We start from the raw sequence: 22,237 nt of genomic DNA, 5'->3' as shown, positions 1-22,237 counted from the left end.
CGCAGGGAGGTGACAGACAGCTGAGATCGTTATACGCAAGCGCCAGAACCGCTCCGGCGGTTGACGAGGTGGGAGGTTAATCGAAATTGTTCGGCGGGTGCCTCCCCGTTTTGCTTCCGAGCGCAGCCATCCTGAAAACTTCCGGGCAACCGGATCGACAGGCAGGAGGGCAGGAAGTCGAATCTGAAATTTTCACCGGGCGCCCGGCCGCATCGCGCGGCGCGGACGGGGCCCTTTACAGAACGGATTGCCGCGCGGGAAAGAAAGGTACCTATGTGCGGAATTGTTGGTTACGCCGGCGGCAAAAGAGCCGTCAGCGTCCTTCTTGATACCCTTTCGGGGCTGGAATACCGCGGCTACGACTCCGCCGGCGTCTCGGTCTTTGACGGGGACGGCATCGTCACCGTCAAGGCGAAGGGCCGCCTGCAAAACCTGGCCGACCGGCTGAAGGCGGAGCATCCCGGGCTGGCGGGCGGCTGCGGCATCGGGCACACCCGCTGGGCCACCCACGGGGAGCCCTCCGACGTAAACGCCCACCCCCACGCCACCGAAAAGCTCTCGCTGGTGCATAACGGCATCATCGAAAACTATCAGCAGCTGCGTTCCAGGCTGCTCGGCGAGGGGTATGATTTCCTCTCGCGCACCGACACCGAGGTCGCCGCGAAGCTCATCGATTCCCTCTACCACGGGGACCCCATCGCCGCGATCTCCGAGGCGCAGGCCATCCTCGAGGGCTCCTACGCCTTTGCGATCCTCTTCGCGGACCGCCCCGGCGAGGTGTACGCCACCCGGCTGGGCAGCCCTCTTATCGCGGCGGCGGGCGAGGGAGAGACCTTCATCGCCTCCGACGTCCCCGCCATCCTGCCCTATTCCCGGCGCTACGCGCTGATCGGGGAAAAACAGATCGTGCGCATCGACCGGGAGGGCATCTCCCTCTTCGAGCCGGACGGCTCCCCCGCAAAGCTCCAGATGCTGACCGCCGAATGGTCGGTCGAGCAGGCGCAGAAGGGCGGCTACGACCACTTCATGCTCAAGGAGATCTACGAGCAGCCCCGCGCGCTCGCCGACACGGTGCATCCGCGTATCTCGGACGGCCTGCCCTCCTTCGAGGCGCAGGACGATATCCCCGAGGGGTTCTGGCGGCAGTTCGACACGATCTCCATTGTGGCCTGCGGCACCGCCATGCACGCGGGCATGATCGGGAAAAACCTCATCGAGCGGCTGGCGCGCATCCCCGTCGAGTGCGACATCGCGTCCGAGTTCCGCTACCGCGATCCCATCCTCGGCAAGCACTCCCTCGTGCTGCTCATCTCCCAGTCGGGCGAGACGGCCGACACCCTCGCGGCCCTGCGCCTCGCGCGGGAACGCGGCGCGACCACCCTCGCCGTCGTCAACGTCACCGGCTCGTCCATCGCGCGCGAGGCGGACTACGTCATCCGCACCTTCGCGGGCCCCGAAATCGCCGTCGCCTCCACAAAGGCGTATTCGGTGCAGCTTTCGGTGATGTACCTCATCGCCATCCGGCTTGCGCTCGCCAACCGTGCCGTCGACGACGCGCGGGCGCGCGAGCTCACCTCCGGCCTGCTGGACGCCATCGAAACCACCAAGGATGTGCTCGGCCTCAATGTGGAGATCAAGGAGTACATCAAGCGCTACGAATCGCTGCGCGACCTCTTCTTCCTCGGGCGGGGGCTCGACTATGCCCTCTCGATGGAGGGCTCCCTCAAGCTCAAGGAGATCAGCTACATCCACTGCGAGGCGTATGCGGCGGGCGAGCTCAAGCACGGCACCATCTCCCTCGTCACCGAGGGCGTCCCGGTCGTGGCGGTCGCCACCCAGGAGACGCTGCTGCCCAAGATGGTCAGCAACATCAAGGAGGTGCATAGCCGCGGCGCCGACGTCCTGCTCGTCTGCAAGCAGGGGCTCGAGGTCGATCCGGAAATCTACTCCAAGCGGCTCGACCTGCCCGCGCTCGACGACCTGTTCATGCCGGTCGTCGGTGTGATTGTGCTCCAGTTGCTGGCCTACCACACCGCCGTCCTGCGCGGCTGCGACGTCGATAAGCCCCGCAACCTCGCCAAGAGCGTCACCGTGGAATAATCCGCGTGAAAACCGGGAGGGGGCGCCGCGAAAGCGGCGCCCCCTCCCTTGTCTTCGTGCGGCGGAAGGGGCGGGGCGGGCGGAAAACCGCGCGGCGGGGCCGCGCGTGCGCGAAAGCGGAGCTTTCGCACAAACGCCCGGAGGGCGTTGTTTTCCGCCGCCCCCGCGTCCCCGGCGAGCCGTCCGGCGGCACGAAAGAAGCCCTCCCGCACGGACGGCGGGAGGGCCAAGGGCGGGGCGGCCGGCCTGAACCAAACGCTTTGAAGGGGGTCCGGGGGGGAACTTTCCCGAAAGGTCCCCCCGGGTCCCGCTACCGGCGGAAACCTTTAAAGGTTTCCGCCGGTAGCGATCGTCCAGCAGAGCGCGCCGAAAAAGCCGAGCACGATGAGCACGAGCAGGATTCCGAGCGCGACGCGCAGGGCGGCGGGCATCCGGTCGCGCCAGAGATGGAGCGCGCCGAGGAGGCAGACCGCCGCGAACAGCGCGATGAGCGCCGTGGACGAGGAAAACAGCAGTTCCAAAAATCCTTCCTCCTTACAGGGTGATCTCCCCCGCATAGTTGGTTTCAAAGATCCGCCGCACCCCGGCGGGGTCGTCCGTCTGGCCGAGCGCCCACATCAGCTTGGTGACGGCGGCCTCGGTGGTCATGTCCCGGCTCTGGATGACGCCGGTGTCGAGGATTTTGCGGCCTACCTCGTAGATGGAAAAATCGCTGCCCTCATAGAGGCACTGACTGCAAACCACGACCGAGACGCCGTTCTCCACAAGGCGGCGCACCTCGGCGGAGAGGTCGCGCCGGATGAAATGGAGCCCGCCCGCGCCGAACGCCTCGAGCACCACGCCCCGGTATTGGAGGCCGAGCAGGCTGTCGAAGACGCGGGGGTTGGTGCCGGGGATAAGCTTGAGCAGAAAGACGTCGTTGCATAGCCGGTCCTTCAGGACGCAGGGACCGTCCGCGGGCGGCTGGCGGCGTCCGTAAAGGCGCACGCCGCTCGCAAGGATTTCGCCGCGGTCGGGGCTGTTGACGCTCTCGAACGCGTCGAAGCCCATCGTGCGCACCTTGACGGCGCGGCAGCCGCGGATGATCTTGTGGTTGAAGGCAATGCTCACGCCGCGCACGTCGCTGTCCACGGCGGCCAGCGCGGTGGCGAGGTTGCTGCGCGCATCGGACAGCGGGGTGCCGACCGGCAGCTGGGAGCCGGTCAGGACGACCGGCTTTTGCAGGTTTTGGAGCATGAAGGAAAGGACCGAAGCGGTATAGGCCATCGTGTCGGTGCCGTGGGTGACGACGATACCGTCATAATCCTCCAATGCGTCGTAGACGCTGCGCGCGATGAGCTGCCACTCCTCCGCCTGGATGTTCGAGCTGTCCAGGTTCAGGATGCCGCGGTAGGTGACGTCGTACCACGGCTCCAGCTCGCCGACCGCGCGCAGCAGTTCGGCGGGCGCGCGCTCCGGTTCGAGCCCGCTCTCGCCCGGCCGGGACGCGATCGTCCCCCCCGTCGCCAGCAGCAGCACCTTTTTCACCGCGCATCCCCCTTTTTCGCTCTTTTCCGCCTTTCATTATACATGCACAGCGCGTCTTTTTCAACCGCGCCGGGGCGACACAATTTTTTCACAAATAAATGATATTTTTTTAACAATTTCCTCTTGATTTTTTCCCGCCCCGGTGGTAAGATAAAGCCGTACAAAGACGTTAGATATTTAACAAACTTACTCCTCCCTTTTCTTTCTCTCCTTTTCTTAAAAAACGTCCCCATCCCAACCGGATGGGGACGTTTTGTATCCGGGGAAAAATTACGGGATCTTCCATTGAACCGCGTGGAAGTTTGTGTTAGGATAAAAGCAGGACCGCTCCCCTTTTCCGGGTGCGCGGCACTCCATTCCCAAAGGAGTCCTGGATATGAAAAAACTGGCCGTCTTCGTGGCGTTTCTCGTTTTGCTGTCCGGTTGCGGCGCGCCCGCTGCGGAATCGGAAAACCCCGCCCCGGCGGACGTCTCCTCCGAGGCCGTTTCCTCGGAAATCTCCTCTTCGGAGGCTTCCTCGGCCGTCTCTTCCGACGCCTCCTCCGAGGTTTCGTCGGAAGCCTCCTCTGAAGCGGCCTCATCGGAACCGGCGGAGGTCTCCTCCATCGCGCCTCCGGTGCCCACACCCGAAGAGATCGCCGCCGCGGAGCAGGCCGCGCGGGAAGCGGCCGAGAAAGCGGCGGCGGAGCAGGCCGCCGCGCAGGCAGCAGCCGCACAGGCCGCGGCGGAACAGGCCGCGCGGGAAGCCGCCGAGCAGGCCGCGGCGGAACAGGCCGCGAAGGAAGCCGCCGAACGGGCCGCGAAAGAGGCGGCGGAGAAGGAAGCCGCCGAACAGAAAGCCGCGCAGAAAACCACCACAAAGGTCTCGGGCATGAACTTCCGCAGCGAGGTGGAGAAGGACCTGCTCGCGCTCATCAATGAGGAGCGCGAGGCCGAAGGGCTCGACCCGGTCAAGATGGACGGCGATTTGCAGTCGGCGGCGCGCATCCGCAGCCGGGAGCTCTGCAAGACCGGTCACTGGGACCACACCCGGCCCAACGGGGATTCATGGAGCACCGTCATCACCGAGGACGTGCCGGTCAAGTTCGCGGCGGCGGGCGAAAACCTCTGCATGACCGAGTACGACGACCCCAGCGTCGACAACGCCTATTCGGCGGACTTCTATATGGACCGGTGGCTGAACAGCCCCAGCCATTACGACAACATCATCCGGCCGAACTTCACCCATGTGGGGATCGGCGTCTATGTCTCCGAGCGGGGCGGCGTCACCAAGGGCTATGCGACGACGATTTTCGCCGAGCTGCCCTGAGCCTGCGGCAAAAAGGGAGGCGGACCTCACGGTCCGCCTCCCTTTCTTTATCTCTGCGGGACGATCTCGATCCAGTAGCCGTCGGGGTCGTGGATGAAATAGATGCCCATGCCGGGGTTTTCAAAGCAGATGCAGCCCATCCGCGCGTGCTTTTCGTGCAGCTCGTCGAACCGGTCGGTTACGAACGCGAGGTGGTATTCGAGCTCGCCGAGGTTGTAGGGCTCCTTCCGGTCGCGCAGCCAGGTGAGCTCGAGGGTGAAGTCGCTCTCCCCGTCGCCGAGGTAGACGAGCCTGAAGGAGCCGTCCGCCGCGTTTTTCTCCCGCACGGGGGCCAGCTCGAGTGCCTCGCGGTAGAAATCGAGGCTCTTTTGCAGGTCGAGGACGTTGAAATTGAAGTGGTTGAAACGGATCATATCGATTCCTCCTTGTTACAGTTCTCCGCCGCGGATGTGGGTGATGTAGTCCATGCAGTAGTCGTCCTGTCCCGCGACCACCTTCGCGGCGGCCAGCGCGTCCTGCATCGCCGGGCTCACCGGGTCGAGGATCGCGCTCGAAAGCCCCGCCATCATCGCCGCCGAGAGGAAGGCGCTGTTGATGAGGGAACGCCGGGGCAGGCCGAACGAGATGTTTGAAAGCCCGCAGGTCGTCCTGACGTCCGGGTAGTTCTGCGCCATGAACTGGACCGCGCCCACCGCGTTCTTCGCACTCGCGCCGTCGGTGGCCAGCGTCTCGATGAGCACGTCCGCATAGATGCGCTCGTCGGGGAGGCCCGCCTTGCGCAGCTTTTCCACAAGCGCGGCGAGCTTCTCGCATTTCTCCTCGAGGGTGTGGGGCATCTCACCGTCGATCGGCAGGCCCACCACCGAAGCGCCGCTCGAATGGGCGAGCGCCGTCACCTCGTCGAACCGGTCGGTCAGCGTCGCCGAATTGAGGATGAGCGGCGTCCCCGCAGCGGCCTGCACCGCCTGGGCCATCACCGCCGGGTCCGCCGTGTCGATCATGATGCCGCAGGAGGAGTGCTCCCGGATGAGCGCGACCACCCAGAGCATCGCCGCGAGCTCCTCCCCTCCGCAGATCGCCGTGTTGACGTCGAGATATTCCGCGCCCGCGTCCGCCTGCGCCTGAATCAGGCCGATCACCGCCGCCTCGTCGTGCGCCGAAAACGCCTCCATGGTTTTGGGGATCGAGCTGTTGAGCTTCTCTCCGATTAAGATCATGTTTCTTCCCTCCTGATTTCTTCGATCAGCCCCTGCACGATCGCAATTTTGCGCAGCGGGGTCATGATGTAAAACCCGTCCGCCGCGTCGTATACCCGCCGGGCAATGCCCGCGCTGTAGGCGATGGAAATTTTCGCGGCCTCCTCCGGCGTCTTGTCCCGGAGCGCCTCCACCACCCGGGGCGGAATCTCGATGCCCGACACCTCGTTGATGAGGAAGAGGGCGTTTTTATATCCCGCAACCGGCAGGATCCCCGCAAAAAGCCGGCAGTCCAGCTCCCTGCGCGCGGTCAGAAAGTTCTCCACCGCCGCGTCGCTGAAGATCGGCTGGGTAAAGAGCGCCGACGCGCCGAGCGACAGCTTTTTCTTCGCGCGTTCCAGCTCCCGCGGGAAATTGACCGCGTTCACATTGAGCGCCCCGCCGATCACAAAGGGCGCCTTTGAAAACACCTCGGAATTCATGCTGTGGATGTAGGAGATGAGATCGAAGGAGCTCAGATGGAACACCCCGTCCCTGCCGCGCGTCTCGGTCTGCGTCGGCGGGTCGCCCGTCACCACAAGCACATGCGAGATCCCCTCGAACGCCGCGCCCAGCAGCCCCGCGCGCAGGGCGATGTGGTTCTTGTCGCGGCAGGAGATGTGCGGCAGCACCTCGATCCCCGCCTCCCGCCTGATCTTGGCCGCCGTCATCAGGCTGTCCGCCCGCGTGCGCGAGAGGGGCGAATCGGTCACCGTGATGAAATCCACGCCGCCGCGCCTGAGCTCGGCCGAGGCCGAGAGGATGAAGGAGCAGTCATAGTCGAAGGGCGGGTCGAGCTCCACCGCGATCGTCTTGCGGCGCGCGCCGGGGCGGCCGCCGCCGGGCGCGGCAGCGCCCGGGCCGGGGACCAAAGGCCCCGGCAGTCCCGTCCCCGCGGGACGGGACGCGGCGGCCAGCGCCTCCGCGGCCAGCGCGATGTGCCGCGGCGTCGTGCCGCAGCAGCCGCCCAGGATCTCCGCGCCCGCCTCATAGAGCGCGGCCAGCTTCTGCGCGAAGTACCCGGCGTTATCCTCAAACAGGACGCGCCCGTTGATCGACGAGGGATAGCCGGAATTCGGCATCGCGATCAGCGGCTTTCGGCGCGGGCCGAGATTGCGCAGGAGGTTCGCCATGTGGCTCGGGCCGCAGGCGCAGTTAAAACCGGCGGCGTCGACCAGCGGGCAGTTTTCCGCGGCCTCCAGCAGGACGCGGCAGTAGTGGCCGCGGCGCGAATAGCCGTCCTGGGACACCGCGAAGGAGACGTACACCGCGGCGCCGGGGACCCGCTCCCGGATCAGCCCGAGCGCGGGCAGGACCTCGTCGAAGGAGGCGAGCGTCTCAAAGAGGAATTCCCGCGCGCCGAGCTCCAGGAACCGTTCCGCGACCGCCAGATAGTCCCCGGGGGCGGTTTCCGCGTTGTTTCCGCCGATATCCGCGAAGACGCGCGCGCCGGTTTCTTTGGCCGCCTGTTCCGCGAGCGACCAGCCCGCCGCGATCACCCGGGAGAGCTGCTCCGGGTCGGGAAGGGAAACGGGGTTTGCGGCAAAGGTATTCGTTTTGACCGCGCGCGCCCCCGCCGCGAGATACTCCCGATGGATGCGCAGGACGGTGTCGGGCGAAGTGAGGTTGGCAAGCTCGCAGGGGGCTTCATCCCCCGTGAGGGAATAATAATAGGTGCCGAACGCGCCGTCAAAGAGCAGCGGCCGGGACGGATCAAGCGGCATGGACGTTCCAACTTTCCGTATCAGGATATGATTCCAGTAGATTGTAGCATATCCCGCCGGAAATTTCCAGTACCGGGTTGACATCTACTACAGCTTGTAGTATGATTTGGTTACTACAAGCTGTAGTAACCAATCCGGGGGTGACCGTATGAACAGGCTTTCCGATTCCGAATTCACGATCATGCAGGAGATTTGGTCGCGCAGCGGCCCCGTTACGGCGGGCGGGCTGGTGGAGGCGTTCTCCGAACGCCGCGGCTGGAAAATCCAGACCGTCTCCACCTTCCTGACCCGCCTTGTCGACAAGGGGATGCTCACCTGCGAAAAACACGGCGGCCAGAACCTCTACCGCGTGGCGGTGAGCGAGGCCGACTACCGCGCCGGGGAGACGCGCGACTTCCTGCGGGAGGTGCACGGCGGCAGTGTGCAGAGCTTCTTTGCCGCGCTCGGCAGCCCCGGCTCCCTCTCCGGCGCGGAGATCGAGGAGCTGCGCCGCTGGCTTGACGGGGAGGGGGCGAAATGACGGCGTTCTTTTTTTCCCGCGTCCTTCCCCTTTCGCTGACCGGCGCGGCGGTTTCGGCGCTCATCCTGGCCGTCTCCTTCCTCACCCGCCGGCAGTTCGGCTCCCGGTGGCGCTACTACATCTGGCTGGTCGCGCTCGCGCTCTTCTTCCTGCCCGTCACGCTGCCCTTCCCCGCCGGCGCCCTCTCCGGCGTATCGGAGGCGATCTCCCCCGCCGCTGCCGCGGTGCGCTTCGCGGCGGGGCCGCCCACGGCCGCCGCGGAAACCGCGGCGGCATCCGCGCCGCTTTCCTGGCGGGAACTGGCCGCGCTCGCGTGGGCGTGCGGCGCGGCCGCGCTGCTTTTGCAGCGCGCGTGGGCGGCCCTCCGGTTCCACCGCGCCCTGCGGCGGACGAGCCGCCCCGTCGCGGACCGTGAGACACTCGCTCTCTTCGCCGCGTGCAAGGAGGAGCTTCGCGTCCGCCGCGCCGTCCGTCTGGAGCGGTGCCCCCTCGCCGGCACGCCGATGCTCGTGGGGCTCCTGCGGCCCCGCGTCCTGCTCCCCGACGCGCCCGCAGACCCGGACGCGCTGCGCTTTATCCTGCTGCATGAACTGACCCATCTGAAGAGCGGGGACCTCTTCTATAAGCTCGCGGGGCTGGCGGCCTGCGTCGTCCACTGGTTCAATCCGTTCGCATGGCTCGCTCTGCACCGGATCAACGCGCTCTGCGAGCCCGCCTGCGACGAACGCCTCGCGCGGCCGATGGACGCGGACGAACGGCGCGGCTACGGCCGGGCGATCCTCGGCGCGATGGGGACCGTGCGCGCCGCCCCGCCTCTCTCCACCCCCTTCAGCCTGCACAAAGAGGATGTCAAAAGGAGGCTCACCCTCATGATGAACTGCAAGAAATCGACCCGGGTCCTGCTCGCGGCGGCCGTCTGTTCCGCCGCGCTGCTCGGGTTCGTGGGGATGTCGATCTCCACCTTTCTGATCGCGCCCGCCGAAGCCGCTTCCCCCTCCGAAAGCTCCCGCCTGCTGGCCCCCTCCCCCGAGCGGCTGGCGAAGGAGCTCGCTGGCGGCGTCGTCTTTGATTTTGAGTCGGGCGAGCTGCGCATCGCCATCCCGGACGAGCTACCGGACGGCTGGGCGTGGTCCATCCACCCCGCAGGGCGGGCCGCGATGGGGGACGGCGCCATGAGCGTCCACTGGTTTGAGGCGGAGTCCGCCGCCAACGACTGGCGGCCCGGCGGGACCTATACCGCGCCGATCGGCGGGGAGCTGCTCTCCTATGACGTGGAGTTCGCGCTGCTGGACGGTGCGGGCGAGGAACTCGCTGACGGGAGCCTCTCGTGGGACGCGGGCGAAGCCGCCTCCGCGCCCGCCGTCATCGGCGGCGCGGACGGTCCGACCTCGATCATCGTGGCCCCGCGGCTCACGCCGCCGCTTGTCGGGCTGACGGTGGCCGCGCCCTTCGACAAGGGCCTCGGACACAAGGGCGTCGACTACCGGGCGGAGCCGGGCGAGGCCGTCTTTGCAGCGGCGGACGGGACCGTCTCCGAAGCCGGCTGGGAGGGCGTATACGGCTACCGGGTCGTCCTCGACCACGGGGACGGCTTCCAAACCCTCTACGCCCACTGCAAGGAGCTCGCCGTCGCGGTCGGGGACGCCGTCGCGGCCGGCCAGCGGATCGCCTCGGCCGGCTCGACCGGCAACGCCGCGGGCCCCTGCCTGCACTTTGAGGTCCGCCTGAACGGGGAGCCGGTGGAGCCTCCCGCCTTCTCCTTTGAAGAGGCGGAGGGGTCCGCGCCGCAGCCCGGCGCGGGGACGCCGAATCAGGTGAAGGACGAATCCTCCTCCACCCTCATCGAAGATTGAGCGGGAAGGGTTTGTATAGATTGCTCAGATGAATCCTGAACAAATTGTTAACTCTGGCAAAATCTATTGACTTTCCCGTAGGCACTGCATAAAATTAGTTAGACGGCTAACGATTAGCTGTCTAACTATTTTTTTGCTGTGTTTGCAACATGACAGGAGCAGATTCCAATGGATGAAATCGATCAGGTTATCCACATCGACTGGGAGCTTGTCTCCCTGCACAAGCAGTGCATGAACCGGCTGATGAGCGACCGGGGCGTCTATCCCGGACAGCCGCCGCTGCTCTTCACGCTCGGCAGGATGGGCGCGTGCAACCAGGCCGACCTGGCCAAGGCACTGCACATCAGCCCAGCCACCATCGCCGTCTCCCTCAAGCGGATGGAAAAATCCGGATTCGTCAAGCGGGTGCCCGACCCGGGCGACCTGCGTTCCAACCGCATCGAACTCACCGAAAGGGGCCGCAGGGCCGCGGCGAGCGCGGACCACGCCATCCGCAGGGTCAACCAGCAGATGTACCGGGACTTCACCCCCGAGGAATTTTCCCAGATCGTGCATTTTTACCAGCGGATGCAGCAAAATCTGATCAGGCTCAAACAGGAGCTCTACGGACAGGAGGAACCCACTTGCGCAAACTGATCTCTTACCTTGCGCCCTATAAAAAGTCGGTCATGATCGCCGTCGCGTTCATGCTGCTCGACGTCGTCTGCGAGGTCGTCCAGCCGACGCTCATGTCCGACATCGTCGGCCGGGGCATCCAGACGGGCAACATCCCCTTCATCCTCGGCGTCGGCGCGCTGATGATCCTCTTCGCGCTGCTCGCGATCGTCGCGGGCTTCGGCAACGCGCGCCATTCCGCCAGGGCGGGCGTCGGCTTTGCAGCCGGTCTGCGCCGCGGCCTTTTCGAGAAGGTGCAGACCTTCTCCTTCAAGAACATCGACGACTTTTCCACCGCCTCCCTCGCCACCCGTCTCACCAACGACGTGACGCTCCTTCAGAACGCGGGCATCATGAGCCTGCGCCTCATGATCCGCGCGCCGCTCATGTTCGTCTTCGCGATGATCATGGCGCTGCGGATGAACGCCCGGCTGGCGGTCGTGCTCGTCGTCATCATCCCCACCCTGCTGCTCGCGCTCGGCTTCATCATCAAGACGGCCCTGCCCCTCTTCAACCAGATGCAGGCGCGCATGGACGCCCTCAACGGCAGCGTGCGGGAGAACCTCACCAACGTGCGCGTCGTCAAGTCGTTCGTGCAGCAGGACTATGAGAAGCGGAAGTTCAAATCCGCCAACGACGCCCTCACCGGCGCCTCCCTGCGCGCGATGAACGTCGTCATCTTCAACATGCCGGTTATGATGCTCGTCATGAACCTCGCCACCGTCTCGGTCATCTGGTTCGGCGGCGGGCAGGTCATCCGCGGGGAGCTTCAGGCCGCCGAGATGGTCGCCTTCATCAACTACATCTTCCAGATCCTCATGTCCCTCATGATGCTCTCGATGATGTTCGTCCTCTTCTCCCGCGCCTCCGCCTCCTACAAGCGCGTCATGGAGGTGCTGAACACCGAGGTCGACCTCACCGACGAGCAGGGCGCCGGCGAGTGCCCGATCCACGGCGACGTCGCCTTCGAGCACGTCTCCTTCAAATACGACCCCGCCAACGGGGAAAACGTCCTGCGGGACATCACCCTCTCGGTCAAGGCCGGCCAGACGGTCGCCGTCATCGGCGGCACCGGCGCGGGCAAGAGCTCCCTCGTGCAGCTCATCCCCCGCCTCTACGACGCCACCGAGGGCCGCGTGCTGATCGACGGGCGCGACGTGCGGGAATACACCGTCGAGTCGCTGCGCAGCCAGGTCGGCATGGTGCTCCAGAAGAACACCCTCTTCTCGGGCTCGATCCGCGACAACCTCAAATGGGGCGACGAGCACGCCTCCGACGAGGAGGTCGAGGCGGCGGCAAAGGCCGCCCAGGCCCACGATTTCATCATGGGCTTCCCGAACGGCTACGACACCTGGATCGAGCAGGGGGGCGTCAACGTCTCGGGCGGGCAGAAGCAGCGGCTGTGCATCGCGCGCGCCCTGCTCAAAAAGCCGCCCATCCTCATCCTCGACGACTCGACCAGCGCCGTCGACACCGCCACCGAGCGCCGCATCCGCGACGCCTTCGACACCGCGCTGAGCGGCACCACCAAATTCATCATCGCCCAGCGCATCTCGTCGGTGAAGGACGCGGACCAGATCGTCATCCTTTCGGACGGCGAGATCGCCGACGTGGGCACCCACGACGAGCTGCTCGCGCGCAGCGAGGAATACCAGGAGATCTACTATTCCCAGCAGGAAAAGGAGGCGGATGCGTAATGCCTCATCGTAAAGTCGTCGTCCAGCAGAAGCCGAAGAATTTCGGCGCGGCGGTCAAATTCGTGTGGGGATACCTGCGCCGCCGCAAATCGGCGCTCTTCCTCGCGGCGGTCATGGTGCTGCTCAACATCGGCGCTTCGCTGGCGGGCACCGCCATGCTCCAGCCGATCATCGACAACTTCCTCGAGCCGGTCGCGGAAATCCCGCTCGCGGCGCGGTTCACAGGGCTTTTCCAAGGGGTGATCACCCTTCTGTGCATCTACCTCGTCGCGGTTTGCGCGAGCTACCTGCAAACCCGCCTGATGCTCACCGTCACCCAGCGTTCGATCAACGACCTGCGGCGGGAGCTCTTCGACCACCTGCAGGACCTCTCGGTCCGCTACTACGACACCCACACCCACGGCGAGATGATGAGCCGCTTCTCCAACGACGTGGACACCCTCAATGACGCGCTCGCCAACTCGCTGACCTCCCTCTTTTCGAGCGTCATCACCCTCGCGGGCATCCTCGGGCTCATGCTCTCCAAGAGCATCCAGCTCACCATCCTGACGCTGCTCATGACCCCGCTGATGTTCTTCGTCGCGGGCAGGCTCATGAAGGTAAGCAGCAAATATTTCATCGCCCAGCAGGCCAACCTCGGCCGCGTCAACGGCTATGTGGAGGAGATCATCACCGGCCAGAAGGTCGTCAAGGTCTTCTGCCACGAGCAGGACGCGCTTGAGGAGTTCGACCAGCTCAACGGCGAGCTCCAGGAGGCGGCCACCACCGCCCAGAGCTATTCCGGCCTCATGATGCCCGTCATGATGAACATCTCCACCGTCAACTACGCGCTCGTCGCCGCCATCGGCGGCATCCTCTCGATCTTCGGCTTCATCAGCGTCGGCGGGCTGGTCGTCTTCCTCCAGCTCACCCGCCAGTTCAGCCGCCCGATCAACGAGGCGTCCAGCCAGTACAATGCGGTCATCACCGCCATCGCGGGCGCGGAACGCATCTACGAGGTCATGCGCGAGCCGGTCGAGGAACCCGACCCCGCCCACGCCGCCGACCTCGTCCGCGACGGGCACGCCTTCTACTGGCAGCGCTACCGCGACGACGGCGCCCCCGCCGAGCGCGTCCCCGTGCGCGGGGACGTCCGGTTCGAGGACGTGACCTTCGGCTACGCCCCCGAAAAGACGGTGCTCCGCCACATCTCCCTCTACGCGAAGCCCGGCCAGAAGATCGCCTTCGTCGGCTCCACCGGCGCGGGCAAGACGACCGTCACCAACCTGCTCACCCGCTTCTACGACATCGCGGAGGGCCGCATCACGATCGACGGCATCGACATCTGCCAGATCAAGAAGGACAGTCTGCGCCGGTCGCTCGCGATGGTGCTTCAGGACACCCACCTCTTCACCGGGACCGTGCGGGACAACATCCGCTACGGACGCCCCGACGCCACCGACGAGGAGGTCGAACAGGCCGCGCGGCTCGCGTCGGCGCACTCCTTCATCATGCGCCTGCCCCACGGCTACGACACGGTGATCGAGGGGGACGGCGCAAACCTCAGCCAGGGCCAGCGCCAGCTGCTCAACATCGCGCGCGCCGCCTGCGCCGACGCGCCCATCCTCATCCTCGACGAGGCGACCAGCTCGGTCGACACCCGCACCGAGCGCCACATCGAGCATGGCCTCGACCGGCTCATGGAGGGCCGCACCACCTTCGTCATCGCCCACCGCCTCTCGACCGTCCGCAACTCGAACGCCATCATGGTGCTCGAACAGGGCGAGATCATCGAGCGCGGCAGCCACGACGACCTGCTCGCCCTGCACGGCCGCTACTACCAGCTCTATACCGGCGTGGCGGAGCTCGACTAAGGGGGGATTTTGAAAAATCCCCCCTTAGAACCCCCAAAAACTTTTGTTTCAGGTGGGGCGCTCCGCCTCCCGGCAGCGCGCCGCCCGTGACGCAAGAATCCCCCTGCCGGCCAATGGCCGGCAGGGGGATTCTTCATTCTAGATGAGCGGCTTATTGAAGAGGAAGAGGTCCGCGTAGCTGCCGTCCTTGAAGCGGTAGCCATTTTTCGTCGTGCCGATGTGCTCGAACCCGAGGCGTTCATAGAGCTTGATCGCCGCCGTATTGGTGCAGACGACGGCGTTGAACTGGAGTCCCACGAATCCGCACGCCGGGCACATCTCCAGCGAATGACGCACCAGCTTTTCCCCCACGCCGAGGCCCCGCGCCCCGGACGCCACCCCGTAGGAGGCGTTTGCGATATGCCCGCAGCGCCCCGCGTTGTTGGGATGCAGGATGTAGAGCCCCAGCACCTTCCCGTCCGCCTCCGCGACCCCGGTGAAGGACTGCGCCGCGAAAAACTCCCGCGCCTCGTCCTCCGTGAAGGGTTTGTCCTGCGGAAAGCTGTTCCCCTCCTCGACGATCCCGTTCCAGATGGCGGTCATCGCCGGGAGGTCGGCGGCGGTGAACTTCCTCACGGTCACTTGCATTGTCAAAACCCCTTTCAGACGGGGGAATTATACACCTTTTTCAGAGGACATGCAACTGTTTTAAGGATTCCACGCAGTCCACGTAGCCCTGCCGGTAGAGGTATTCCGCCTCCGCACTTTCCGCGTCGGCAAGAGCCGCCAGCAGGTCATGGACGAAAAAATGGTCGTTGGGATGGACGTTTTGCAGGCAGGCCGCCTCACAGTCGTCCAGCCGCCCGCGCAAAAGGCGGCTCTCCCCGCTCTCCCGGAATCGCTGGTGCGCCCGCTCGTACATCGCGCCCAGATATTCTTCAAATTCTTCCGACAGCATGGCGCAACCCCTCCTGATATGATATAATGATATTTACCTTAGAGTAGAATATTTGGTATTAGCTTTTAGCTTAATTGTATTATATTCGCTAAGAGCTTATTTTTCAAGGGGATTTTGATATGCTGGACAAAGAAATTTTTGGGCAGAGAATCCGCGCCCTCCGGACGAAATGCGCCGTTCCCCAAGCCGCGCTTGCGGAGCTTCTTCAGGTTTCCTGCGTGCAGATCAGCGACATGGAACGTGGAAAGAAAGCCACCTCGCTGGAACGGCTGGTGCTGCTCTCCGACTACTTCGGGGTGTCCACCGACTACCTGCTGGGCCTGACGGAGAACCCCGAACGGGCGCAGTAGGCGTCCTCTTGCTGATACCTCGGCATTTGTCTTCTTTCCGCGGCTGGCGGACTCCACGCGACGGGGGATTCTCAAGGGGGCGAGCTTTGCGCCCCCATCTTCTTCAAGTGAGCCCCCTTGAGCGCCCTTCTTTCGTCCATTTCTTGGGCGATCAAGAAATGGACCCGCCTGCCGGGGCGGGACCCGGCAATCCCCGCCGCCGAAGGCGGCACAACAAAAGCGCCCTGTAGGGGCGCGAAGAAATCCCCGCGACCGCCGGTCGGAAAATCCAAAGCCACCCGCCGGGGCGGGACCTGGCAATCCCTGCCGCCGAAGGCGGCACAACAAAAGCGCCCTGTAGGGGCGCGAAGAAAGCCCCGCGACCGCCGGTCGGAAAATCTAAAACTGATTAAAAAAGGGACGCACCCAGCCGGGCGCGTCCCTTCCCTATTATGGAACAGCCTTGATTGCCAAATCATCATTTTCCATGACTGCCTCGAGCCGGGTGCCGGGGGCAAGGTCCTCGGCGATGATCATGCGGGCGAGGAGCGTTTCGAGCTTGTGCTGGAGGAACCGCTTGAGGGGGCGCGCCCCGTAGACGGGGTCGTAGCCCTGGTCGACGATATACTCCTTCGCCTCGGGCGAGAGGGCCAGGGTGAGCTGCTTGTCGGCGAGGCGCTTTTGCAGGTCGGCCATGAGCAGGTCGACGATCTGCGCGATCTCGGATTTTTGCAGCGGCTTATAGAAGACGATCTCGTCGAGGCGGTTGAGGAACTCGGGGCGGAACTGCTGCTTGAGCAGCCCGTCCACCGCCTTGCGGGCCTCCTCGGTGATCCGGCCGTCTTCGTCGATCCCCTCGAGGATGTGGGGCGAGCCGAGGTTGGAGGTCAGGATGATGATCGTATTTTTAAAGTCCACGGTGCGGCCCTGGCTGTCGGTGATGCGGCCGTCGTCGAGCACCTGGAGCAGGATGTTGAAGACGTCGGGATGGGCCTTTTCGATCTCGTCGAAGAGGACGACCGAGTAGGGCTTGCGGCGCACCGCCTCGGTGAGCTGGCCGCCCTCCTCGTAGCCGACGTATCCCGGAGGCGCGCCGATCAGGCGGCTGACCGAGAATTTCTCCATGTATTCGCTCATATCGATGCGCACGATGTTGCGCTCATCGTCGAAGAGCGCCTGCGCGAGCGCCTTGGCGAGCTCGGTCTTGCCGACGCCCGTCGGGCCGAGGAAGAGGAAGGAGCCGATCGGGCGGCCCTGGTCCTGGATGCCCGCGCGGGAGCGCAGGATCGCTTCGCTGACGGTGGTGACCGCCTCGTCCTGGCCGATGACCCGCTCATGAAGGATGCTCTCCATATGGAGCAGCTTCTGCCGCTCCCCCTCCATCAGCCGCGCCACGGGGATGCCCGTCCAGCGGCCGACGATCCGCGCGATCTCCTCCTCGGTGACGCGGTCGCGCAGGAGGGTGGAGTCCTTCTCCGCCGCGCCCGCGAGCTTTTCCTCCTCCTCCAGTTCCTTCTGGAGGGCGGGGAGCTTGCCGTATTTGAGCTCGGCGGCGCGGTTGAGGTCGTATTCCCGTTCGGCCTTCTCGATGTCCGCGTTCACCTGCTCGAGCTCCTCGCGCAGCCTCTGCACCTTGGTGATCGCATTCTTTTCGTTCTCCCAGCGGGCCTTCATCGCCTTGAACCGCTCGCGCATTTCCGCGAGTTCCCGTTGGATCTCCTGCAAATGCTCCCTGGAAATCTGGTCGGTCTCCTTTTTGAGCGCCGCCTCCTCGATCTCATGCTGCATGATCTTGCGGGAGAGGTCGTCGAGCTCGGACGGCATCGAGTCCATCTCGGTGCGGATCATCGCGCACGCCTCGTCCACAAGGTCGATCGCCTTGTCGGGCAGGAAGCGGTCGGTGATGTAGCGGTTGGAGAGGACCGCCGCCGCGATGAGCGCCTGGTCCTGGATTTTGACGCCGTGGAACACCTCATAGCGCTCCTTGAGCCCGCGCAGGATCGAGATCGTGTCCTCGACGGTCGGCTCGTTCACCAGCACCGGCTGGAACCGGCGTTCGAGCGCAGCGTCCTTTTCGATGTACTGGCGGTACTCGTTGAGGGTGGTCGCGCCGATGCAGTGCAGTTCGCCGCGCGCGAGCATCGGCTTTAAGAGGTTGCCCGCGTCCATCGAGCCCTCCGTCTTGCCCGCGCCCACGATGGTGTGCAGCTCGTCGATGAAGAGGATAATCCTGCCCTCGCTCTTCTTGATCTCCTGCAATACCGCCTTGAGGCGCTCCTCAAATTCGCCGCGGAATTTCGCGCCCGCGATCAGCGCGCCCATGTCGAGCGAAAAGATCGTGCGGTCCTTGAGGTTTTCGGGCACGTCCCCGCGCACGATGCGCAGCGCGAGCCCCTCGGCGATGGCCGTCTTGCCGACGCCCGGCTCGCCGATGAGGACGGGGTTGTTCTTGGTCTTGCGCGAGAGGATGCGGATGACGTTGCGGATCTCGTTGTCGCGGCCGATGACCGGGTCGAGCTTCTGGCTGCGCGCCTGCTCGACGAGGTCGGTGCCGTACTTTTTCAGCGCGTCATAGGTGTCCTCCGGGGTGTCGGAGGTGACGCGGGTGTTGCCGCGCACGCTCACCAGCGCCGAGAGGAAGCCGTCCTTCGTCAGGCGGAAGCGTGAAAGGAGCTGCCCCAGCGCGCCGTTCGGGTTTTCGAGCAGCGCGAGCATGACGTGCTCGACCGAGACGTATTCGTCCTTCATCCGGTCGGCGAGCTTTTCCGCCTGGACCAGCGCGCGGTCGACCTCCTGCGAGACGTAGATCTTGCCCTGCTCGCGGCCGGGCCCGGAGACGCGCGGCAGCCGCTCGACCTCGGCGCGCACGTCGGAGAGCAGCGCGGCGGGGTCGATCTCCATCTTTTTGAGCATCTGGCCGATGAGGCCGTCCTCCTGCGCGATCAGCGCGTAGAGCAGATGCTGCTGTTCGATCTGCATGTTCTGGTATTCGGTCGCGAGGTCCTGTGCGCTTTGCAGCGCCTCGAGCGACTTCTGGGTGAATTTCTGAGCGTTCATAGACACCCTCCTCCTTTATGTGAAAGCTGTTTGATACGGTGTTTTAGCACTCTGTTGCCTTGAGTGCTAACTCTATAGTACCCCAAACCGCAGGGGAAATCAAGTACAAATTGTAAACATTTTTCCTGTGAATTGTGCCTGGTTTTTTCCCAATTCCCGGCGAATTTGAACGGTTTCTGAACTTTGCCCCCCGGCGGTTGACGGGGGCCGGATTTGGGGATATCATAGGATTACACCAAAATTTTCATCTGTAAGAAGGGATTTCATATGAAGCGTTCCGTTCTCGCCGCCGCGCTCGCGCTGGCCTGCGCGCTCTCCCTCGCGGCCCCCGCCTTCGCCGCGGAAAAAGCCCCCTCCCTCGCGGGCGACTCCAAGACGACCGCCGTCGCCAAGGTCTATGAATATGACCCCCACCGCTACCTCGCGAACGGCAATTCGGTCTACGGCAACACGCTGACCGTCGCCGCGGACGAGCGGGTCTACGACGACTCGGGCAAGCTGTGGCGGGTCACCGATTCCTCCGCCTTCTACGACTCCTCCGCCTTCCGCTGCTCGGTCAAGACGACCGCCAACGCGATGAACGCGCGGTCGATCCGCCAGTCGGACGAGCCGATCGTCGGGGCGGGCGCCTGCTTTGTCGTGTCCCTCTCGAAGGACGGGATGTACGACAACACCGGCATCGGCTTCACGGTGACCTATACCGCCGTCAAGGACACCGCCCTGCCCGTCTCCCCGCTCGGCGCGAACACCGGTACGGCCTCCGAGCTGGCGGTCAAAAGCGGCGCGAAGATCGTCATCGACTACACGCTGCGCATCACCGAGGACACCCTCTTCCCCTCCTCCTACCTGAAAACCAGCCCCGACTGGTACGGCGACCTCTTCTATTTCAAGGACGTCGAGCACCCGATCGGCGCGGAGGACATCGTCCTCACCCCGACCCAGGAGGGGGACAGCGACTACACCTGGGAGGACGAGGACATCATCGTCGCCGAACTCTCCGGCTCGGACATCTTCTACGCGCCCAAGCTTTCGACCCGTCGCGCCGACACCGGCCGCAACCACACGGCCCCTCTCGGGGAGATGTACACCCGCTTCTTCCGCGGCAACCCCGACGCGAAGGGCGGCACGCTCACCCTCACGAACCCCTACCTCACCTTCGACGGCGAGGAGACGGTCCCCCACAGGCAGATCCACATCTATGAGGCGACCGAAGCCGGCGACCTCAAGGACGTGACCAGCCGCTTCAAGTACACCGCCGATTCCGACGGGCGCGGAGCGTTCTCGGCAAAGGTCCGGACGCTCGGCAACTATATCATTACCGCCGGGGCTCTCTGAAAGCAATAAGCAAGGCCCGGATTTCATGCGAAATCCGGGCCTTTTTACCACCGTGCATATCACTTCGTTTTTACCTGGAGGGACTGCGCCATCTTCTTGAGGGCGGCGCGGTCGGCCTGATCGTCGGCAGTGATAAAGATGTGCATCATGCTGCCGCCCTTCAGCGTCGTGAGCGTCTCCACGCGATTGTCGGAGGCGGACCAGACGACCGACTTTCCGAGGATGGCGCCCTTGCTCTGCGTACCGTAGGGCTTCCCGTCCGTCGAAGGGTGGAAGCCCAGATAGATGCCCATCGACGGGGCCGATGTGCCCAGCGGGGTCACTTTATCGATGTAGTAGACCAAAAAATCTACGCCGAACTGCTCGATCACCACATAATCCTTGTCGAGGCTGATCTGGTATCCCGCGGCATCCAGCGTCTCCCTGCGGGCGTCGGTGTTCAGCATCCGTTCCCCCGGCTTCAGCGTGGCAATCACCCGGTCGCAGAGCGCACGGCATTGATCGGGGGAGCGGTAGGCCTCGGGCGTGACCAGAAAAGAGAGCATAATGAGTCCGTTGTCGGCGGTCCGCACCACCACGGCACTGACGAGGATCGCTTCGCCCTGTGGGTCTGTCGCGGGGATTTTGAGCTTTGCCGCCGAAAAACCGGGCTCCGAGCAGGCCAGCTCATAACCGAACTCCGCGTCCTCCCAGTTGGATGAAAAGATGATTTCCAGATCCTTTACAAAATCGCCGGTGGAATAGCAGAACATCTCCTGCGCATACACAACCAACTCCGCGCCGCCGATATTTTCCGACATCAGCCGGGTCTCGCGCGCAGAGGAGGACATGGGTCCCATGATATCGGGCTGCATCGCCGCGTCCTCGGTTCCGGCCGGCATCCGGATGGTCAGCCGGCCGTCGAGCACAGAATAGGGCTCCTTCCGCAGTGCGCGGTTAAAGAGGGAATCGGCTTCCTGCGCCGACACGGCCTGCCCGGGCAGAAGCAGGAAGAGCGCCAGCAAAACGGAGAAAAACTTTTTGAACATCAGAACCCCTCCCAACTGAGCGGCGTTGTGTCTTTACTGTCAATATATCAGATTCACGCGGGAAAAGATAGCGCAAGACTGCACAAAATAATGGCGTAAACGTATGGGTCCCGGGGAGGCGTGAGAACTAAAACATCCGCCGGTTTAGCCGGCGGATGTTTTTTCTTTATGCTTTACGCCTTGCCGACCGAGCCGAAGAGCTCCATCTTCTCCTTGACGGTCGCCTTGATCGCGTCGCAGCCGGGCGCGAGCAGCTTACGGGGGTCGAAGCCCTTACCCTGCCGGTCCTTGCCCTCTTCGATATACCCGCGGGTCGCGGCGGCGAAGGAGAGCTGGCACTCGGTGTTGACGTTGATCTTGCTGACGCCCAGCGAGATCGCCTTTTTGATCATGTCGGCCGGGATGCCCGTGCCGCCGTGAAGGACGAGCGGCATCGACGGGTTCAGCTTCTGGATTTCGCTGAGCACCTCGAAGTTGAGGCCCTTCCAGTTTTCAGGATACTGGCCGTGGATGTTGCCGATGCCCGCCGCCAGCATCGTCACGCCGAGGTCGGCGATGCGCTTGCACTCGGCGGGGTCCGCGACCTCGCCGCCGCCCACGACGCCGTCCTCCTCGCCGCCGATCGCGCCGACCTCGCACTCGACCGAAATGCCCTTGGAAGCGGCCAGCGCGATGATCTCCTTGCTCTTTTCGATGTTCTCCTCGATCGGATAGTGGGAGCCGTCGAACATGACCGACGAGAAGCCCGCCGCGATCGCCCTTTTGGCGCCCTCATAGCTGCCGTGGTCGAGGTGCAGCGCCACCGGCACGGTGATGCCGAGGCTTTCGACCATCGCTTTGGTCATCGCCGCGACCGTCTCGAAGCCGCACATATATTTGCCCGCGCCCTCGGAGACGCCGAGAATGATGGGGGAATTGCATTCCTGCGCCGCAAGCAGGGCCATCTTGGTCCACTCAAGGTTATTGATGTTGAACTGCCCGACCGCGTAATGTCCCTCATGGGCCTTGGTAAGCATGTCCTTCGCCGATACTAACATGTTTCGTCCTCCTCGATCATATGTTGGAATGGTACGTCCCGC

At 64.2% G+C, this 22,237-nt stretch carries 19 protein-coding genes; 9 read left to right on the top strand and 10 right to left on the bottom strand.

All coding sequences use genetic code 11. From position 1 onward, the window contains the following. Window positions 1-273 precede the first annotated feature (273 nt). Entirely contained in the window at window positions 274-2,100 is a 1,827-nt protein-coding gene (glmS, locus tag C1A13_RS05380; protein WP_101549844.1) for a glutamine--fructose-6-phosphate transaminase (isomerizing), read from the top strand. Between the two features lie 326 nt (window positions 2,101-2,426). Here the strand turns inward: glmS and C1A13_RS05375 are convergent, their stop codons facing one another. Beyond that, window positions 2,427-2,621 carry a hypothetical protein gene (locus tag C1A13_RS05375; protein ID WP_101549842.1) on the bottom strand — a complete coding sequence of 65 codons (195 nt, stop codon included), beginning with the start codon at window positions 2,619-2,621 and terminating at the stop codon, window positions 2,427-2,429. Window positions 2,622-2,634: 13 nt separating this feature from the next. Beyond that, complete coding sequence (locus C1A13_RS05370; protein ID WP_101549840.1) at window positions 2,635-3,627, bottom strand: asparaginase; 993 nt, start codon at window positions 3,625-3,627, stop codon at window positions 2,635-2,637. 376 nt (window positions 3,628-4,003) lie between these two features. Here C1A13_RS05370 and C1A13_RS05365 point away from each other — a divergent pair, with 376 nt between their 5' ends. Beyond that, window positions 4,004-4,936 carry a CAP domain-containing protein gene (locus C1A13_RS05365; protein WP_101549838.1) on the top strand — a complete coding sequence of 311 codons (933 nt, stop codon included), beginning with the start codon at window positions 4,004-4,006 and terminating at the stop codon, window positions 4,934-4,936. Window positions 4,937-4,983: 47 nt separating this feature from the next. Here the strand turns inward: C1A13_RS05365 and C1A13_RS05360 are convergent, their stop codons facing one another. The 3 genes from C1A13_RS05360 to C1A13_RS05350 are packed head-to-tail and all read right to left on the bottom strand — an operon-like array spanning window position 4,984 to window position 7,895. After that, window positions 4,984-5,349, bottom strand: coding sequence for a VOC family protein (locus C1A13_RS05360; protein ID WP_101549836.1), 366 nt, complete (start codon window positions 5,347-5,349; stop codon window positions 4,984-4,986). Window positions 5,350-5,364: 15 nt separating this feature from the next. Further along, a complete protein-coding gene (locus C1A13_RS05355) occupies window positions 5,365-6,153 on the bottom strand; it encodes a dihydropteroate synthase (protein ID WP_101549834.1) in 789 nt (262 codons plus the stop codon). Next, window positions 6,150-7,895, bottom strand: a complete 1,746-nt coding sequence (locus C1A13_RS05350) for a bifunctional homocysteine S-methyltransferase/methylenetetrahydrofolate reductase (RefSeq protein WP_172439177.1) — start codon at window positions 7,893-7,895, stop codon at window positions 6,150-6,152. Before C1A13_RS05350 ends, C1A13_RS05355 begins: the two co-directional genes overlap by 4 nt. A 148-nt stretch (window positions 7,896-8,043) precedes the next feature. Between C1A13_RS05350 and C1A13_RS05345 the strand changes: the two genes are divergently transcribed. From C1A13_RS05345 to C1A13_RS05325, 5 genes are all read left to right on the top strand, one after another. Continuing rightward, the gene (locus C1A13_RS05345) at window positions 8,044-8,415 is read left to right on the top strand and encodes a BlaI/MecI/CopY family transcriptional regulator (RefSeq protein WP_101549829.1); all 372 of its coding nucleotides are present in this window, start codon (window positions 8,044-8,046) and stop codon (window positions 8,413-8,415) included. After that, a complete protein-coding gene (locus tag C1A13_RS15000; RefSeq protein ID WP_207654178.1) occupies window positions 8,412-10,268 on the top strand; it encodes a M23/M56 family metallopeptidase in 1,857 nt (618 codons plus the stop codon). Before C1A13_RS05345 ends, C1A13_RS15000 begins: the two co-directional genes overlap by 4 nt. 168 nt (window positions 10,269-10,436) lie before the next feature. Continuing rightward, on the top strand, window positions 10,437-10,904 hold the full coding sequence (locus C1A13_RS05335) for a MarR family winged helix-turn-helix transcriptional regulator (RefSeq protein ID WP_101549826.1): 468 nt from the start codon (window positions 10,437-10,439) through the stop codon (window positions 10,902-10,904). A 32-nt stretch (window positions 10,905-10,936) separates the two neighbouring features. After that, on the top strand, window positions 10,937-12,619 hold the full coding sequence (locus C1A13_RS05330; RefSeq protein ID WP_367379712.1) for an ABC transporter ATP-binding protein: 1,683 nt from the start codon (window positions 10,937-10,939) through the stop codon (window positions 12,617-12,619). Next, window positions 12,619-14,472 carry an ABC transporter ATP-binding protein gene (locus C1A13_RS05325; protein ID WP_101549823.1) on the top strand — a complete coding sequence of 618 codons (1,854 nt, stop codon included), beginning with the start codon at window positions 12,619-12,621 and terminating at the stop codon, window positions 14,470-14,472. Before C1A13_RS05330 ends, C1A13_RS05325 begins: the two co-directional genes overlap by 1 nt. 138 nt (window positions 14,473-14,610) lie before the next feature. Here the strand turns inward: C1A13_RS05325 and C1A13_RS05320 are convergent, their stop codons facing one another. Beyond that, window positions 14,611-15,099 carry a GNAT family N-acetyltransferase gene (locus C1A13_RS05320; protein ID WP_101549820.1) on the bottom strand — a complete coding sequence of 163 codons (489 nt, stop codon included), beginning with the start codon at window positions 15,097-15,099 and terminating at the stop codon, window positions 14,611-14,613. 40 nt (window positions 15,100-15,139) lie between these two features. After that, entirely contained in the window at window positions 15,140-15,409 is a 270-nt protein-coding gene (locus C1A13_RS05315; RefSeq protein ID WP_101549817.1) for a hypothetical protein, read from the bottom strand. Window positions 15,410-15,528: 119 nt separating this feature from the next. On the opposite strand from C1A13_RS05315, the gene C1A13_RS05310 reads away from it, so the two are divergent. Beyond that, entirely contained in the window at window positions 15,529-15,759 is a 231-nt protein-coding gene (locus C1A13_RS05310) for a helix-turn-helix domain-containing protein (protein WP_101549815.1), read from the top strand. Window positions 15,760-16,188: 429 nt separating this feature from the next. On the opposite strand, the gene clpB is transcribed toward C1A13_RS05310, so the two are convergent. Beyond that, the gene (gene clpB, locus C1A13_RS05300) at window positions 16,189-18,795 is read right to left on the bottom strand and encodes an ATP-dependent chaperone ClpB (protein ID WP_101549810.1); all 2,607 of its coding nucleotides are present in this window, start codon (window positions 18,793-18,795) and stop codon (window positions 16,189-16,191) included. Window positions 18,796-19,062: 267 nt separating this feature from the next. Here clpB and C1A13_RS05295 point away from each other — a divergent pair, with 267 nt between their 5' ends. Next, the gene (locus C1A13_RS05295) at window positions 19,063-20,130 is read left to right on the top strand and encodes a hypothetical protein (RefSeq protein WP_101549808.1); all 1,068 of its coding nucleotides are present in this window, start codon (window positions 19,063-19,065) and stop codon (window positions 20,128-20,130) included. Window positions 20,131-20,189: 59 nt separating this feature from the next. Here the strand turns inward: C1A13_RS05295 and C1A13_RS05290 are convergent, their stop codons facing one another. Together C1A13_RS05290 and fba are read right to left on the bottom strand one after the other, a co-directional pair. Continuing rightward, on the bottom strand, window positions 20,190-21,158 hold the full coding sequence (locus tag C1A13_RS05290; protein WP_101549806.1) for a hypothetical protein: 969 nt from the start codon (window positions 21,156-21,158) through the stop codon (window positions 20,190-20,192). Between the two features lie 173 nt (window positions 21,159-21,331). Continuing rightward, a complete protein-coding gene (gene fba, locus C1A13_RS05285; protein WP_101549804.1) occupies window positions 21,332-22,195 on the bottom strand; it encodes a class II fructose-1,6-bisphosphate aldolase in 864 nt (287 codons plus the stop codon). Window positions 22,196-22,237: the final 42 nt, after the last annotated feature.

It is taken from the genome of Anaerotruncus massiliensis (ex Togo et al. 2026), from assembly GCF_900199635.1.
Lineage (GTDB): Bacteria > Bacillota > Clostridia > Oscillospirales > Ruminococcaceae > Anaerotruncus > Anaerotruncus massiliensis.
The sequence above is the reverse complement of the archived record's forward strand: the minus strand, read 5'-3'. Positions and strand labels throughout refer to the sequence as shown.